The organism is Pseudomonadota bacterium (genome assembly GCA_016711215.1).
In the GTDB taxonomy this organism is placed as follows: domain Bacteria; phylum Myxococcota_A; class Polyangia.
The window spans coordinates 446,187-461,835 of the sequence record JADJTL010000001.1; the positions used below are offsets into that span (position 1 = coordinate 446,187).

Below are 15,649 nucleotides of genomic sequence, written 5' to 3' on the forward strand. Positions count from 1 at the left end.
GGAGCAGGCGACCGATGAGCTGGTTGGCCCCGGCGCTGCTCTTCGGCACCGCGATGGCGGCGGTCCCTTTGATCGTGCACCTCGTTGGTCGGCATCGGGCTGTGCGCTTGCCCTTCGCCGCCCTCGATTTCCTGCTGCGCGCAAACAAGCGCCTGGCGCGGCGACTACGCTTCAGACAGCGCCTGCTGCTCTTGCTTCGTACGGCGCTGGTGGTCGCGCTCGCCCTGATGATGGCCAAGCCGGTGTGGAACCTGCTGTCGAGCGCGCCCGTGCCGCAGCTCGGCCAGCAGAGCGTCGTCTTGATCATCGATGACACGCCGAGCATGCGGCGCGTCACGAGCGGCGGCACGCTGCTGCAACGCGCCAAGGATCGGGCGCGGCAGTTGCTTCGGACCATCCCCGCGGGGAGCGAGGTCGCGCTGCTCTCAGTCAGCGATCCGAGCGGTCCGCTGGCCGTCCTCTCGCGTGACCGCCGGCGCGCCTGGAGCGCTCTTGGGCGGCTGGAGGCCGGCTACGTCCATGCCACCTTGGGGCCGGCGCTGGAGCAGGCGCTCCGCCTGCTCCAGGAGGAGACGCCGGTGGCCGGGCTGGTGCTGGTGCTCTCGGACCTCGCCGCGCATGGTTTGCCGGCGGCGCTGCCGGCCTGGCCTGCCGCGGTGGCGTTGCAGCCGATCGACGTCGCGGCGGGGCTGCCGCGCGAGAACCGTGCCGTCGTCGAGCTCAGCGCCGCGCCCTCGGGTGCGCCCGGACGCCGTTCGATGCGGCTCTCCGCGCGCATCTGCAACTTCGGAGCGCTGCCGACGAGCACGCCCGTCTTTCTCTCGATCGATGGCCGCCGCCTGGCCCAAGCAGCGCTCGCGCTGGCCGCGGGTGGCTGCGCGTACCAGCACTTCCAGCACAGCTTCAGCGAGGGAGGCGCGCACGAGGTGGCTGTCGCTTTGGCGCCGGACGCGCTGCCCTTCGACGACGTGCGCTATTTGCTGGCGGAGGTGGCGAGCGAGGTGCGGATGCTCCTCGTCAACGGGGATCCGTCGCCGGTTCGGCAGCGCGACGAGCTCTTCTATCTGACCACCGCCCTGGGCGCCGAGGGCGGTGACCGGCAGCGGATCGTGACGCATGCGGTGCGCGCGGACGACTTCGACCGGCGTCAGCTCGCGGCCTTTGACGCGGTGGCCCTCTGCAACGTGCGCGCGCTCCCGGCGGAGCAGGTCGGCGGGCTGCAGCGCTACGTTGCCGAGGGAGGAGGGCTCTTGATCGCCGTCGGGGACGGCGTCGAGGCTGAGCGCTACAACGCGATCTTCGGTGCGTTGTTGCCCCAGCCCCTGCGAGCCGTGATCAGCGCGAGCGGCGAGCGCGCGAGCGAGCTGAGACTGGGCGCGCTGGACGCCGACCACCCCTTGGTGGCCTCGCTCGCGCGCGAGGCAGGGGGCCCCGGCCTGGCGCGTGTGCGGGTGCAGCGCGCCTTTCGTTTGGAGCCGATCACGCGCGCGGGTCGCCGCGCGATCCTGCGCTATGACGATGGCTCGCCGGCGTTGGTCGAGGCGCAGGTCGGAGCCGGTCGCGTGCTGCTCTGGACCACGACGATCGATCGCGATTGGACCGATCTGCCGATCCGGCCGGGCTTTCTACCGCTGATGCAGCAGCTCGCCCGCTACCTCGGCCGGGCCCCGCTGGCGGGAGCGCGGCGCGAGGTCGTCGTGGGCATGCGTCGCGAGGTGAAGCTCGGGCCGGGGAGCACCGAGCTACGGCTGCTGGTGGCGCCCGAAGGCGTGACGCGGCGTTGGGGTAGCGCCAAGCTGCGCCGGCGCCAGCCGATCGAGCTGCTGGCGGATCTGCCCGGGTTCTATCGGCTGAGCGCCGTGGTCGGCGACGAGGTGCGAGCGCTGAAGCAAGAGACCTTCGTTGCCAACGTCGACCTGGCCGAGTCGCAACTCCGGGCGGGCACGCTGCTGGCGCGCAGCGCCGCAGGGGGCGCGGGCATGCGACGCACGCGGCAACAGCTCGAGCTCTGGCCCGCCCTGGGGTTGCTCGTGCTGCTGCTCTTGCTGGTGGAGTCGTGGCTCACGCGCCGGGGCTGAGCGTTCGCGGGACGATGGCGCTACCCGAGGGCGCTAGCTGGCTGCGCTGCTGACAGAAACGTGCGTGACGCTCGCGCTGGGCGCCGCTGGGCAGCGCCTTCGCCAGGCTGCAGTGGAGCTCGGGCGCGAAGGGGTTGATGCGCAGCGCGATCTCGAGGTGCGCGGCGGCGTCTTGTCGTTTTCCGAGACGCAGGTAGGCCACCCCCATCGTGGTTTGGGGGCCGGCGAGCTCCGGATAATACGCCAGCAGCGGGACGAGAACGTCGACCGCCCGCTCGGGGGCGTCCGTCTCGAGATAGGTGCGGGCGAGGGCGTTGGCGACCAAGGGATCGCGTCCGCCGAGCAGCCCGAGGGCCTTGCGGTACTCAACGAGCGCAGCGGGGCGCAGGCCGCGCTGGCGCAGCATATCGGCGAGGCGAAAGAAGTCCTGGGCGCGACGTGCGCGCAAGGCACGAATCTGCGCCTCGTGGCTGGGTGCGGGGCCAAAGCTGAGCGCGGCCGGCACCAGCCCTGGGTATCGGCGCAGACCCAGGCGCCTGAGGTAGTGACGCCAGGCCCGGTCGAAGCCGCGGCGGTCGAGGCCAGCCACCCGCCCGATGGCCTCCCAGGCCTCCGCGCCCTCGGCGATCGCCTCGACCAGGCGGCGCGGCGCGGCAGCGCCCTCGCGAGCGACGAGGAAGCTCATCGCCGTCTGCACCTGCGCGAAGGCCAGCGCCGTGGCTTGTTGGCTTGGAAGCTTGGCCATCGACGGGTGCATCTGGTTCCAGCCGAGCAGCGCTCGTTGGGTTAGCGCCTGCCCGAGCAGATGCTCCTGGCTCGCCGACAAGGGCGGCGGGGTGGCGCCGTCGCTGCGCCAGCGCGTCTCGAAGAGCTTCGCCAGCCCCTCCTGCAGCCAGATCGGCACCTGATTGCGCGCCATGCGGCTCAGCACCAGGTGAACGTACTCGTGGGCCAGCGTGTCGCGCCAGGGGTAGCCGCGTGGCATGGCCGCCGGGCTGACGATCATCAGCCGGTTGTATTTGCAGATGGCGATCGTGCCCGAGCGGCGAATCTCGTCGACGGTCAGCGGTGAGGCGCGGGCGAGGTCTTCCGGGGCGGCGTAGAACTCGACGACGATCGGCTCCCGGGGCGCGTAGCCGAGATCGCGCTCAAGTCGATCGCGCAGCGCTTCGAGCGTCTCGCCGGCGAAGGGGGCGAGCAGCTCGTCTCGACCAGGGGACGAGCGGATTAGAAAGTGCCCTGCCGCGCTCGGCTGGGCGACGAAGGTGCCCACGAGCGCCGCCGTGGAGCGGGCAACGAGGGCCAGCTCGCGCAGCGACGCCGGGAGCCTCTGCCGCGGGTCGGCCGCCAGCGCGCGGTCGAAGAGACGCACGGCTGCCTGATGATCGCCGCGATAGAAACGGACACTGGCGGCGGCGGCGAGCACCTCGGGAAGCTGCCCCGCGCTCGTTAGCAAGGGGGCGAGGGCGGCTTCGGCGCGATCAACCTGCCACTCGGCCAGCAGCCGCTCGATCTCGAGGGCGCGGCGCGCCAGGGTGCCGCTGACCACGCCGGCGCTCGCTGAGGGGTCGAAGACGGCGGCCTGGAGCAGCAGCGCCAGCGCAGCGATCCAGCGCAAAGCGGCATGGGGGCGGCGGTTCATCGGATCAGCTCACGGTAGTACTGTTTGACCTGTTGGCTGTAGCTGTTGGGTGCCGGTTCCTGCATCGCCTCGAGCAACTCGCGCCGAAAGGCCGGCGGCGGCGCGAAGGCCTCGGCCCCGGGTATCGCCACGCGTTCGCGCTCGTCGCCGGCGCTTGGGGCTTCGCCGGGCCGACGTGCCTCCTCCAGCAGCTGCCGCAGCTCGGCGAGCTGCTGCAGGGCTCCCTGTTGCGCGCCATGCGCGCGTTGCGGCTCGAGCTTGCCGAGCTGGGTGGTGGCGTCGCGCATCAGGCGCTGAGCCGCTCCGAGGAGCTCGCGCCCGCGCCCACTCAGCAGATCGCCGGCGACCTCCGCCGCCCCTGGGCGCTCGAGGCCGCTCGCCGCCTTGGCGAGGCCGCGCTGTTGCTGCGCCAGCGCGCGCAGGCGTCGGCGCTCCGGCTCCTGGAGCAGCGTAGCTGGCCGCGGTAGCGCTTGCTCGAGGTCCTGGGCGATTTGTTGGGCAAGGTCGAGCGCGCGCTCGACCTGCGCGACCGTGTGATCCTGTGGGTCGCGCCAGCCAGGGACCTCGTCGCCCAGCGCATCCTCGCGGAGGTCGGTGCCGATCTGCTCCAGGCCAGCCGCCAGCCGTTCGGCGAGTTGAGCCGCCTGGTCGAGGTCGCGCGCAGCGAGGCGCTCGCGCAGCCAGTCCGCCCAGCGCAGCGTGCGATCGAGCTCTTCGCGATGGAAGGACGAGAGGCGTTGCGGCGTGGCGCTGCGCAGGTGGCGGCGCAGCTGTTCGGCGCGGACCTGCTGGCGCGTGATCAGCGCTGCTGCCTGATCCCCCAGGCTCTGGGCCCCGCGCTGGCGGTAGCTGAGCACGATCGACTTGGTGGCGCCGGCGAGTCTTTCCTGCTGCAGGCGAAGCTCGTGAAGCTGACCGAGCGTCGCGTGCCACGCCTGCTCACGTTCGTCGAGGCGAGCGGCGCGGAGCTGCTCGACATCACCGTCGAGCAGGCGCTGGAGCTGCTCGAGCTTGCCCTCGAGCGCGGTCATCTGCGCGTCGAGCCCAGCGAGCTGCCGCGCCTCGAAGAGCCGCCGGAGCTGCTCGACGTCGCGCACGACGGCGAGCCGTTCGACGGCCGCGGCGTTGAGATACTCGTCGGGCAGCCTCGCCCGCAGCCGGTTCGTCGTTCGTAGGAGCTGCGCCGCTCGTCGCTCGAGGCGTTTGAACTCGCGAAGCATCCGGTCGCGCAGGGCAGCGCTTGGTGCGACGCGCCACCGAGCGATCAGCGCGGCCAGTCGGGCGCGGTCCGCCTGGAGCTCGCGTGCGGCCAGGCCGAGCGCCTGCAGCTCCTGCTCGTCGAGCAGATCGGCGAGGAGCAGGCTATCGCGCTCGAGCGCGGCGATGCTGCGGCGGTGGTGGGCTTGCAGCGTCGGACCGCCACGGGTCGGCGCCGAGCGCAGCAGAGCATCCCAGCGCGCCACCATCGCGGCGACGCTGCGGAGTACGGCGGCCGAGACGAGGCTGTCGCGCCCCATCTGCTGGTACAGCGCGCGCAACGCGGTCGTCCAAAGCCTTTGCTCCCGATCCAGGGACTCGACCTTCAGCAATGCAGGGGGGGCGCCACGGGTCGTCGCCTGCCCGCGCTGCGGGCGAGCCTGGGCGCCGCTCTCGGCAGACGTCAGCCGTGCGGCGAGACCGACCAGGGCCTGTTCGAGGAGCTGGCGCTGCTGCGCGAGGGTTTGCCCGTGCTGCTGCTCGCGGTCGAAGATCGTCAGCCGCAGGACGCTCGACCGCGTCGTCTTCGGACCGTGTACTGGGTCATTGTCCGTGGCCTCAAGCCAGAAGCGCAGCTCCGTGGCGCTGGCCACGTCGAGATCGCCGAGGTCCCAGCTGTGCGTTCCTGCGGTGTTACGGACCGGCGCAGTGGCGCCTCGGTGCAGCCAGAGCGGGCGCGAGGCCGGCGCTTGGCTGCCGACGCGGTAGACGAGGCGCACCTTGGTCAGGCCCCAGTCGTCCTCGGCGCTATAGCCGAGCTCAAGCTGCTGACGTGCGCTGACGGCCATGGCCTCGGGTGGGCCGCGGAGCGCGACCTTGGGGCTGAGGTCGGGCTCGATCTCGATACGGCGCTCGACCGGGTCGCGTAGGGCGTGCGTGCCGTTGGCCCGCAGCTCGAAGTGGTAACGGGCCGCGTCGCGGACCGTGATGACGCCGGCCAGCGCGCCGTGGGCGCCGAGGCTCAGCGGTCGCCGCAGCGGCCGCGCGCCGTCGCCGCTCGTGACCACCAACGCCGCGTCGATGGTCGGGATGCCGCTCTTGGCGCTGACGAGGACCCGCGTGCCGGGGGGCGCCGTGATGTCTCCCGTGGTGTCGGGCACGCGCACGCTCTCACGCCTCATGTAGGTCGGGTATCGGTACTCGAGCACCACCCCGCCGACCACGGGCTGTCGCGCCAGGCGAGGTACCGCCCGCACGGCGTCGACCAGTTGGTGCGCGGCCGTCGCCCAATAGCCGGGCTGCCAGGCGAGCGCCGTCGCCCAGGTCACGACCGCGAGGCCCCCGAGCACGGCCGCCTGCTGCCAGCGTTGGGGCCGCGCGAGCGCGCCCGCTGGGAGCTGGCGCAGCGCCGCCCAGGTCTGTCGCAGGAGGGCCGCGACGAGGGCTGGCGAGCCGCTCGCGGGCCCGGCGACCGAGAGCTGGATCGTGGAAAGCAGGTCGCTTCGTAGCGCCGCGTGCTCAGGGCCGAGCAGGGCGACGAGGCGCGTCGGATCCCGCCAGCGGCGGCGCACACGCCACCAGCACCAGACCAGGCTGAGGAGCCATCCGGCGGCGGACAGGAGGGCTACCAGTCGTGGGCCGCGCGCGTCGTTCGCGAGGGACGTGGCGGCCAGCAGCGGCAGGGCAGCGAGCGCCGCTGCAGCGGCAAAGAGCGCGAGCAAGGCCGCCGTCTCGGCGCGTCGTACGCGCCGGCGCAGGCGCGCGACGAAATGGTCGATGTCGCTCCTTGGGTCCACGATTCTTCCGCCGCGAATATAGCATCCGAGCGCGTCGCTCGGGCGCCCCCCACTGCCGTGCTATGAATCGCCCGTGCTCCAAGGACCTCGTGCGGCAGGGAGGGCGCTGGCCCGGCGCGTTGGGCTCGGGGGCCGCCCTGGCCCGGCGCGCCGACCGGCCTGGCGGCGTCCACTTCTTGTCGTGGGCGCACTGGGGCTGCTGCTGGCCTTCGGTTCCAGTCTGCCGGCCGTCGGCCGCTGGTACCTGCGCAGGCGCCTCCTGGTGCGTGTGGCGGCGCGGCTCGGGCGCACGGTGGAGGTCGGCGCGATCCGACTGCGTCTTGGAAGGGGATCGGGTCGCGTGCGCCTCGAGCACGTGGTCGTGCGGGGACCCCACGACCCCCCGGCAGGCGCGCTGATGGACGCTGAGGCCGTCGAGCTCGACGTCCCCTGGCGGGCGCTCCTGACGCGCCAGTGGAGGGGGACGCGGCTCACGCTGCAGCGTCCCCGGTGGCGCGTGTGGCGGCGTGCGGGGGGGGCCGATAACGTCTCCGACCTGCGCGCGCGTTGGCGCCGCGCAGCCTCGTCAGCGCCGGGGGCGGCTCGATCTGTGACGGCGCGCGGCGCTGCCGCGATCGAGGTCCACGACGGTCGACTCCAAATCGATGATCAACGACTGGGTTTCAGGCTGCGCGTCGATCGCGTCGAAGCCCATCTGCGGTCGACCGGCGCGCTGTCGGCCCAAGGTGAGCATGCCGAGCTGCGTCTTCGCGGCTGGCCTGGTCGTCTGCTGCTTGGGCGGGTGTCGGCCGAGCGTGCTGCGGGCGAGAAGCTGGCCGCGCTGCCCCGGCTGCGCGTGGCGGGGGGAGAGGCCGAGATCATCGCGCGGCTCGGGCTCTCGGGGATCTCCGGCACGATCGCGCCGCGCGCGGGCGGTGAGGCCCTCGACCTCGCCCTGAGCGGTAGCTATGGCGGCGCCTCTGCCATCCTCTGGCGCGCGACCGGGAGCTACGCATGGCGTCGACGAAGCGGCGAGCTCTTGCTCGAGGCGGCCCGCTTCGAGCTGGGGCGCATTCGCGAGGTCCTGCGAGCGACCCCGGTCATCCTGCCCGAGCGGACGAGGGTCGATGGGCGCCTGCTCCTGCGTTTTCGCGACGGGGCATTGGCCTTTGCCGGGCGGATGGCGGTCGAAGGTCTGAACCTCTTCCACCCCGGACTTGCCCGGGTGCCGGTGCTTGGCCTGAGCCTGCGCCTCGCGCTGGCGGGAACCTACGCGGCCGGGCAGCTCGATCTGAGCAAACTCGAGCTCGAGTCGCGCGGGGTCGCGCTCTCGCTCAGCGGCACGCTCGACCGTTCGGCCCCCAAGCCCGTTCTCGACGCGCGGCTCGTGCTGCCGGGGCTGCCGTGTCAGGCCGTGCTCGACGCCCTGCCAGCGGCGCTGACGCCGCGTCTGCAGGGCTTTCGACTCGGAGGCAGCCTGGCGGTCGACCTCTCCGCGCATATCGACTTCGCTCGGCTGGCCGAGCTGAAGCTCAGCGGTCGCCTGGGTCTGGACGCCTGCGAGGTGCTCGATGCCCCGGCGAGCGTGCGTGCGGACCGCTTTGAAGCCGACTTCGAACACCTGGTGGAGGTGCGACCCGACGAGTGGTTGACGCTGCCAGTGGGTCCGGACAACCCCGACTTCGTGCCCTATCGCGCTGTCTCGCCGCACCTCGTCAACGCCTTGCTGACGACCGAGGATGCGGCCTTCTTCCGTCACCGCGGCTTCATTCCCTCGCAGTTCGAGCGCGCGCTGGCCCGCAATCTCGAGCAAGGGTCGTTTCGGGTCGGCGCCTCGACAATCACGATGCAAACGGTGAAGAACCTGCTCCTCAGCCCAGAGAAGACGCTCGCGCGTAAGCTGCAAGAGGTCTTCCTGGTCTGGTACCTGGAGCAGCAGCTGAGCAAAGAGCGCTTGATGGAGATCTATCTCAATGTGATCGAGCTTGGTCCGGGGATCTACGGCATCGGAGCCGCGTCTCGGCACTTCTTCGGCAAGAGCCCGGCGCAGCTCACGCCGCTCGAGGCCGCGTTCTTCGCCTCGATTCTGCCGGCACCACGGCGGCGCTATGTCCAGTGGTGTCGGGGCGCGCTCGATGCTCGCTGGGACCGCTACGTCCGTCGGGTGCTCCGCCGCGTCTGCGCCAAGGGCCTCGTCGACGCGCCTGCCTGCGAGGCCTCCGCCGAGCAGTCGATCACCTTCGCGCGCGACCTGAGCCAGCCCACCCCGGCCGAATGCGAGCAGCAAATCGACGAGGGGCAGCGGAACTGGGAGGAAACGCGCCGGCGGCGCCTGGTCGAGGCGATTCGCCAGGCGGCGCCGGAAAAGCTTCCACTTTACGCGCCCTGAGCTCGATTCGCTCGCCGTTGGCAGGCCGGGCCACGCGCTATACATTGCTTCGCGAGGGGACGCGTAGGATATTGGCCTACATGTCCCAGGCGTCCCAGGCGTCCCAGGTTCGGCCCTCACGTTCCCCCCTCGTCACGCCCGTGCTCGTGGCGCTGGCGTTGCTGGCGCCGGAGCCGCCGGCCCTCGGCGCGGATGGCGCGTTGACCACCGCCGGTGACGCGGGGCTGGGTGCGGTCGGTGACGCCGTCGCCTCGACCCTCAGCGCCGGGCTCGACCTGCGGGGGCCGAGCTACTCGCTCGCGGTCTTCGGACGCGTGCGCCTCGTCCTCGACCAGAGCCGCGACGAGCCGAGTGGCGTGCGGCGCCGCGACTACGACGAGCTGGCCGACTATGTGCATTTGCTGCGGCAGCTGCGCTACCAGGGGCGCGCGGACGGCGTCGGCTTTCGCCTCGCGGCTGGCGAGTTGGTCGGTGCGACGCTCGGGCACGGCACGCTGCTCCGCGACTACAGCAACGTCGCCGACCCCGATCACATGCACACCGGCGTGCGGGCAGAGATCGATGCGGAGCCTCTGGCGCTCGAGCTGGTGATCGACAATGTGTTGGCCCCCGCGGTGCTCGCCGGGCGCTTGGCTTGGCGTCCGCTGGCGAGGGCGCCGGCCTTGGCCGTGGGCGCCTCCGTGGCCTTTGACCCGCGCGCGCCGCGCCGGGTGCTGCTGGGCGCCGATGGCGCGCGTCTCTACGATCGCGCCTTCCACCCGCGCGCCGACACCGCGCTCTTGCCCCTCAGCGGCGTCGACGTCGAGTATTCGTTTGGCGACGGGCGCCACTTTCGCATCGTGCCCTACGCGGATGGCAATACGTCGTGGCGCGGCGTGGGTGGCCACTTTGGCGCCCTGGGCGAGCTTGCCCTCGGTGCTAGCGGCCTGCTCTTACGCGCGCTCGGCGAGTACGCTGTGGTCGCCGGCGGCTACGCGCCCGCGCTGCTCGACACCTTCTACGATGTCACGCGCTACCAGTCCGGGCTGGCCTTCAGCCGGGCCTCCCGAGCGACGGCGGCGCAGCGGGCGCCGGTGCTCGAGTCGCTGGCGGCGCACGCCTACGCGGGCGGCGGCTTCAGCGTGGAGGGTGGTGTCGAGGTGGGCGAGCGCCTGTTGCTGCAGGTGGGCTATCGCGACCATCCGGGTCCCGATCGTCGGCGCCTCTGGCTGCGGCTGGTGGCCAATCCCCTGCCGCCGCTGACGGTCGGCGCGCTGGTGCTGCTACGCGGCTTCGGCCGCGCCGAGGGAGCAGCGGCCTCGCCCAGCGTTGCCGTCTTGAGCGAGGTGCGCTACCAGCTCGGGCGGCACTTCTACGCCCTGGGGCAATACACGCGCACCTGGGCGGTCGAAGCGAGCAGCGGCCTCTTCCTGCCGCTGCAGGGCTTCAATTTCGCGATCGGCACGCAGTGGGCGAGCTAGCGGGAACCCACGGATGCCCCTTCGTCACCCACCCACCGGTAGCGCGCCGCCGGCGCCGCACCCCGCGCTCGAGCCTGCCGCGATTATCCGCGCACTCGGGCCGGTGCTGGCTCCGCGTCGCCGCCAACGCATCGATCGGGTCGTCGCGCACCGCCTCTGGGGCGTCACGGTCGTGCTGGAGGCGCCGCACGATCCGCATAACGCTGCGGCCGTGCTCCGGAGCTGCGAGGCGCTCGGCTTGCTCGACGTGCATATTGTCCCAGCGGCCGGCGGCTTCACCTTCTCCCGGCGGGTGACCCAGCACGCCGACAAGTGGCTCAACATCTACCTGCATCGCAGTGTCGAAGGCTGCCTCGACTGGCTAACGGCAGCGGGGTTTATCTGTTGCGCGGCCTGTCCGCCGCCCCTTGGCGCCTCCGCGCCGACGAGCGCGTGGTCCCCGCCGGCCGGGCGCCCCCTGGCGTTGGTCTTTGGCAACGAACATGCGGGTCTCAGCGCTTCCGCGGCCGCAGCCTGCGCGCGCCGCGTGCACCTGCCGATGCACGGCTTTGGCGAGAGCCTCAACCTCTCGGTGGCGGCGGCCCTCGCCGTGGCTGCAGCGGTCGAAGCGCGCAGGCGGTGGATCGGTGCCCCCGGCGACTTGCCGGCCTCCGCGCGCGCGCGCTTGCGCGCCGCCTACTACGTGCGGGCCACGACCCATGGCGTGTCGCGGCTGCTTGCGTTGCTGGAGCCGAGTCCCCGGCATAAGGTTCCGACGTGAGTCCGCCGCCCCGTCGCCGCCGCAGCTCCGCGCCCCCGCCGGCCAGCGGTCGTCCCAGGGCGACAGCGCGTCGTTCGGTCGCCCTGCGGGCGATCCTTTGGCTGCTCGGCCTCGGCGCTCTCGCCGCCCTGCTCGGCGGCCTGGCGCTGGTCGGCGCCCTGCTCTATTACGGCGCCGATCCCCGGCTGCCACGCATTAGCTCGTTGCGCGACTATCGGCCGCGCCTGCTGACCACGATCGTCGATCGCCATGGCGCGCTGCTCGGCGAGTTGGGTCAGGAACGGCGCACCGTCGTGCCCCTCGAGCGCATGCCGCCCCTGCTCGTGAAGGCCGTCGTCGCCGCTGAAGACGCCGCCTTCTTTCAGCATCGCGGACTGGACTACCTCGGAATGCTGCGGGCGCTGGGCGCCAATCTCCGCGCCGGCCATTTCGTCCAGGGCGGCAGCACGATCACGCAGCAGGTGGTCAAGACCTTCTTCCTCACGCCAGAGCGCACCATCCGCCGCAAGATCCAGGAGGTGCTGCTGGCCCAACGGCTGGAGCAGGAGCTGGGCAAGCCGGAGATCCTGGCGCTCTACCTCAACCAGATCTACTTCGGTCACGGACGCTACGGCGTTCAGGAGGCGAGCAGCTTCTTCTTCGGCAAGGAGGTCGCCCAGCTCGGCCTGGCGGAGTGCGCGTTGCTCGCCGGCCTGCCACAGGCACCGCAGCGGCTCTCCCCGCTGCGCCATCCCCAGCGTGCGAAGCGACGCCAAACCTATGTGCTGCGCCGGATGGCTGAGCTGGGCTTCATTTCGCCGCAGGTCGCGCAGCGCCTGGTGGCCGAGCCGATCCGCGTCGTGCGACGCAAGCGGCCCTATCTCGGGATCGCGCCGGAAATGATGGACCTCGTGCGGCAGCGCTTGCTGGAGGCCTTTCCGGCCGAGCGCTTCGACTCACTCGGTCTCCGCGTGCAGACGACGATCGATGGTGCGCTGCAAACGAGCGCCCGCGAGGCTCTCCGCTGGGGGCTAGAGGCGCTCGATGCGCGCCACCGTTGGCATGAGGCGAAACGCGCCTTTAGCGCGGCGCAGCAGCGACGCTGGCGGCGGCGCGTCGGGCGTCAGCCGGCAGCGGGCACGCCGGGAGCCGAGGTCGAGGGGCTGGTGCTGGCGGTCAACGATCGGCAACGGGTGCTGAAGGTCGATCTCGGCGCGCGGAGCGCCGAGATCAGCGTCGAGGATCCACGTTACGATGCCGCCGGTGCGCCGCTCTCGGGGCGCTTCGTCCCCGGCGCGCTCGTGCGCCTGCGGGTCGCCGACGCGGAGCAGCTCGTCTTCGACCCGGGGCCACAGGGGGCCCTGGTAGCGCTCGACCCTCGCAGTGGCGATGTGCTCGCCTTGGTCGGCGGCTATGACAACCAGCCGGGCGACTTCAACCGCGCGATTGCGGCGCTCCGGCAGCCGGGCAGCGCGTTCAAGCCCTTCGTCTATGCAGCGGCCATCGAATCCGGGCGCTTCACGGCCGCCTCGCTGCTCGAGGACGCGCCGGCGGTGTATGGGAGCTGGGCGCCGCGCAACTTCGAGGACGCCTACCTCGGGCCGGTGCGACTGCGTTACGCCCTGGCGCATTCGCTCAATAGTGTCGCCGTGCGCCTGCTCGACGAGGTCGGGGTGGCGCCGGTGCGCGAACTCGCCCGCCGCCTCGGGATCAGCTCGGCCCTCGGTGGCGATCTCAGCCTGGCCCTTGGCAGCTACGGCGTACGCCCGCTCGAGCTCGCCACGGCCTACGCGGCGTTTGCGAACGGTGGGCGGCGCATCGAGCCGCGGATGATCAGCCGGCTGGGCGCGAGCGCGATCGCTCCCGCCGAGGCGCAGCCCGTGCTGCGTCCGGAGGTGGCGTACGTCGTGCAGAACCTGATGCAGTCGGTCGTCAAAGAGGGCACGGCGACGGGCGCCTTAGCGCTGGGCCGCCCGGTGGCGGGCAAGACCGGCACGACGAATGACCATAAGGACGCCTGGTTCGTCGGCTTCACGCCGCAGCTCCTGGTCGCCGTCTGGGTCGGCTTCGATAACCCCCGGCCCTTGGGACGGGGCGAGACGGGCGGTCGCGCCGCGCTGCCGATCTGGTTGCGGGTCATGCGTGAGGCGCTGCGCCTGCAGCCGCGGCTGCCCTTTCCGCAGCCGCCGGGGGTGGTGCAGCAGCGGATCGATCCGCAGACCGGGTTGCTGGCGGGGCCGGACGCGGTCGATGCGCTCGACGAGGTCTTCGTTCAGGGCACCGAGCCGCAGGAAATGGCGCCGCCCGCCGAAGAGGTCGATCCTGGCACCGTGATGATGGACGGTTCCACCCCCTGATTCAGCGTCCTGGCGCCCGTGTTCAGGGCGCCGCCTCGCGCGCGGGCTCGGCGAAGACAGCCCCGTCCTCGAGTCGCAGCGCGGTCAGCGCGCCACCCCAGACGCAGCCGGTGTCGAGGGCCTCGAAGCCCGGCGCGCTGTAGCGTCCAAGGGCAGCCCAATGACCAAAGAGCACCGTCACGCGCGCGTCCCGCCAGCGCGAAAACCAGGGCACCAGACCCGGTGGCGCCTGGGCGGGCGGGCCGGTGTAGGCGTAGGCGGGCTCGCCGTCGGGCCGCAGCATGCGTAGGCGCGTCAGCAGGTGCAGCGTCAAGGCCTGTCGCCGCAGCGGGGGGCGGCCCGCGTTTGAGCCGCGTCCGATCGCCGCCGCGCCCTCACTCCACTGCTCGAGCAGCCGCCGGGCGTCGGGCCCGCGCAGGGCGCTCTCCGCGGCGCGCGCCTCCTCCTCGGCTTGCGCGAGGGTCCATTGTGGCGGAAGGCCGGCGTGGAGCAGGAGCCAGCCGCCCTCGCGATGAAGCAGCGGGCGCTGGCCTAGCCAGGTCACGAGCGAATCGCGATCATGGGCGGTGAGCAGCGCGTCCAGCGTGTCACGCTTGCGCTTGCCGGTCACCCCGGCCGCGCGCGCCAAGAGGTGCAGGTCGTGGTTGCCCAGCACGCAGACCAGGCCATCGCCCTGGGCCTGGGCCCAGCGCAGGACCTCGAGCGAGCGCGGTCCGCGGTTAACCAGGTCGCCCGCCAGCCATAGCCGATCGCGCTCGCGGCGATAGTCGATGCGGACGAGCAGCGCTTGCAGCGTGTCGTAGCAGCCCTGAAGGTCACCGATCGCGTAGGTGCTCATGCTTGGCGTCTGCTGGCGGGGAGCGGAGCCTCGTGAGGCAGCGCCCAGAGCTGGCGCAGCGCCGCGGGCAGCGCGCTATGCAGCTCAATCCAATGACCGCCGCGCGGATGCTGCAGGCCGAGCGCGTGGGCGTGGAGCGCGACGCGCTCGGCCTCGCTTCCACCGTAGCGTGTGTCGCCGAGCAGCGGGAACCCCTCGGCAGCGAGGTGCGCGCGGATCTGGTGCGGTCGCCCCGTGCGCAGCGTGACCGCGAGCAGCGCGAGCTCGCCGTGCTGCGCTAGGCGCTGCAGCCGCGTCTGCGCGGGCTTGGCCGGCGGCTGGGTGCCGAGCTGGGCGTGGCCACGGACGAAGAGCAGGGGCCGCTCGACCGTGCGCTCCTGCCAATCCGGGCGCCCCCTGACCAGCGCCAGGTACCGGCGCTCCAGCGTATGCGTGCGCACCTGGGCTGAGAGCGCTGCGCGGGTGACTTGGCGTCGGCTGACCAGGAGCAGGCCGGAGACCTCACGGTCGAGTCGGTGCAGCAAGCGGGCGTCCGCGCCCCAGCGCGACCGCACCTCGTCGGCGACAGACGCCTCGCCGCCGCGGCGCGTGGCGATCGCGGGCAGCCCCGCGGGCTTGACCAGGACCACCAGATCCTCGTCGAGGAAGGCCAACGCACAGGGCTGCGCCTCCGCTGGCGGTGCCGCGTCCGGGCTGGCGAAGACGGTCAGCTTCTGCGCCGGGCGCAGGCGCTGGTTGACGTCGCGCTGGCGACGGCCGTCGACGTAGACCGATCCAGCCACGATGTGGGCCACCGCGCGCTCGCGCGACCAGCGCAGGCGCGCGCTGATCAGCTGCGGCAGCGTCCAGCGCACCTCGTCGGGGAGCACCGTCAACACATGCTTGACGCCCACAGGACTGCCCCCCAATCGCTTGCCCCGATGGTTGATTGTCCGGGCGCAGCGTGCTTGATCATGGTCGGCGCGCCGCAGTGCTCACCGCGCTCCCCGGTCTAGACGGAAAGCCAGCCGAGACGCAAGGCTCCCCCGGGGACGGGACGCGCGGGCCAGCGCCCTTCATTTTTTGTTTGGTGCGGCGCTGGAGACGTAGTATGAGGGCGGCGTCGCATTCCGGGGGGGGGCCCCCGAGGACTTAACTAAGCAAGGATGTCGACCGCGTGGCCCGAACGGCGGGC

The 15,649-nt window shown here is 72.0% G+C and carries 9 protein-coding genes; 5 read left to right on the plus strand and 4 right to left on the minus strand.

The features are described from left to right. Positions 1 to 14 precede the first annotated feature (14 nt). Positions 15 to 2,078, plus strand: coding sequence for a VWA domain-containing protein (locus tag IPL40_01800; protein ID MBK8479899.1), 2,064 nt, complete (start codon positions 15 to 17; stop codon positions 2,076 to 2,078). Here IPL40_01800 and IPL40_01805 read toward each other — a convergent pair. Then, positions 2,062 to 3,720 carry a hypothetical protein gene (locus IPL40_01805; protein MBK8479900.1) on the minus strand — a complete coding sequence of 553 codons (1,659 nt, stop codon included), beginning with the start codon at positions 3,718 to 3,720 and terminating at the stop codon, positions 2,062 to 2,064. The two genes, IPL40_01800 and IPL40_01805, sit on opposite strands and share 17 nt — an antisense overlap. Continuing rightward, positions 3,717 to 6,713: a DUF4175 family protein gene (locus tag IPL40_01810; protein MBK8479901.1), complete on the minus strand. Its 2,997-nt coding sequence runs from the start codon at positions 6,711 to 6,713 to the stop codon at positions 3,717 to 3,719. Before IPL40_01810 ends, IPL40_01805 begins: the two co-directional genes overlap by 4 nt. Positions 6,714 to 6,894: 181 nt before the next feature. Here IPL40_01810 and IPL40_01815 point away from each other — a divergent pair, with 181 nt between their 5' ends. The 4 genes from IPL40_01815 (at position 6,895) to IPL40_01830 (ending at position 13,637) form a co-directional block, all read left to right on the plus strand. Further along, a complete protein-coding gene (locus IPL40_01815; protein MBK8479902.1) occupies positions 6,895 to 9,081 on the plus strand; it encodes a transglycosylase domain-containing protein in 2,187 nt (728 codons plus the stop codon). A gap of 80 nt (positions 9,082 to 9,161) precedes the next feature. Further along, on the plus strand, positions 9,162 to 10,541 hold the full coding sequence (locus IPL40_01820) for a hypothetical protein (GenBank protein ID MBK8479903.1): 1,380 nt from the start codon (positions 9,162 to 9,164) through the stop codon (positions 10,539 to 10,541). A 13-nt stretch (positions 10,542 to 10,554) separates the two neighbouring features. Next, positions 10,555 to 11,301 carry an RNA methyltransferase gene (locus IPL40_01825; protein MBK8479904.1) on the plus strand — a complete coding sequence of 249 codons (747 nt, stop codon included), beginning with the start codon at positions 10,555 to 10,557 and terminating at the stop codon, positions 11,299 to 11,301. Beyond that, positions 11,298 to 13,637, plus strand: coding sequence for a PBP1A family penicillin-binding protein (locus tag IPL40_01830; GenBank protein MBK8479905.1), 2,340 nt, complete (start codon positions 11,298 to 11,300; stop codon positions 13,635 to 13,637). The genes IPL40_01825 and IPL40_01830 overlap by 4 nt, the downstream gene beginning before the upstream one ends. 22 nt (positions 13,638 to 13,659) lie before the next feature. Here the strand turns inward: IPL40_01830 and IPL40_01835 are convergent, their stop codons facing one another. Then, on the minus strand, positions 13,660 to 14,475 hold the full coding sequence (locus tag IPL40_01835; GenBank protein ID MBK8479906.1) for a symmetrical bis(5'-nucleosyl)-tetraphosphatase: 816 nt from the start codon (positions 14,473 to 14,475) through the stop codon (positions 13,660 to 13,662). Continuing rightward, positions 14,472 to 15,350 (minus strand): RluA family pseudouridine synthase, encoded by an 879-nt coding sequence (locus tag IPL40_01840; GenBank protein MBK8479907.1) that lies wholly within the window; start codon positions 15,348 to 15,350, stop codon positions 14,472 to 14,474. The genes IPL40_01835 and IPL40_01840 overlap by 4 nt, the downstream gene beginning before the upstream one ends. Positions 15,351 to 15,649 lie beyond the last annotated feature (299 nt).

What these genes read in the sequence shown, in the direction of transcription:
- IPL40_01800 (MBK8479899.1), top strand. Translation starts at nt 15, where the DNA reads ATGAGCTGGTTGGCCCCGGCGCTGCTCTTCGGCACCGCGATGGCGGCG.
- IPL40_01805 (MBK8479900.1), bottom strand. Translation starts at nt 3,720, where the DNA reads ATGAACCGCCGCCCCCATGCCGCTTTGCGCTGGATCGCTGCGCTGGCG.
- IPL40_01820 (MBK8479903.1), top strand. Translation starts at nt 9,162, where the DNA reads ATGTCCCAGGCGTCCCAGGCGTCCCAGGTTCGGCCCTCACGTTCCCCC.
- IPL40_01825 (MBK8479904.1), top strand. Translation starts at nt 10,555, where the DNA reads ATGCCCCTTCGTCACCCACCCACCGGTAGCGCGCCGCCGGCGCCGCAC.
- IPL40_01835 (MBK8479906.1), bottom strand. Translation starts at nt 14,475, where the DNA reads ATGAGCACCTACGCGATCGGTGACCTTCAGGGCTGCTACGACACGCTG.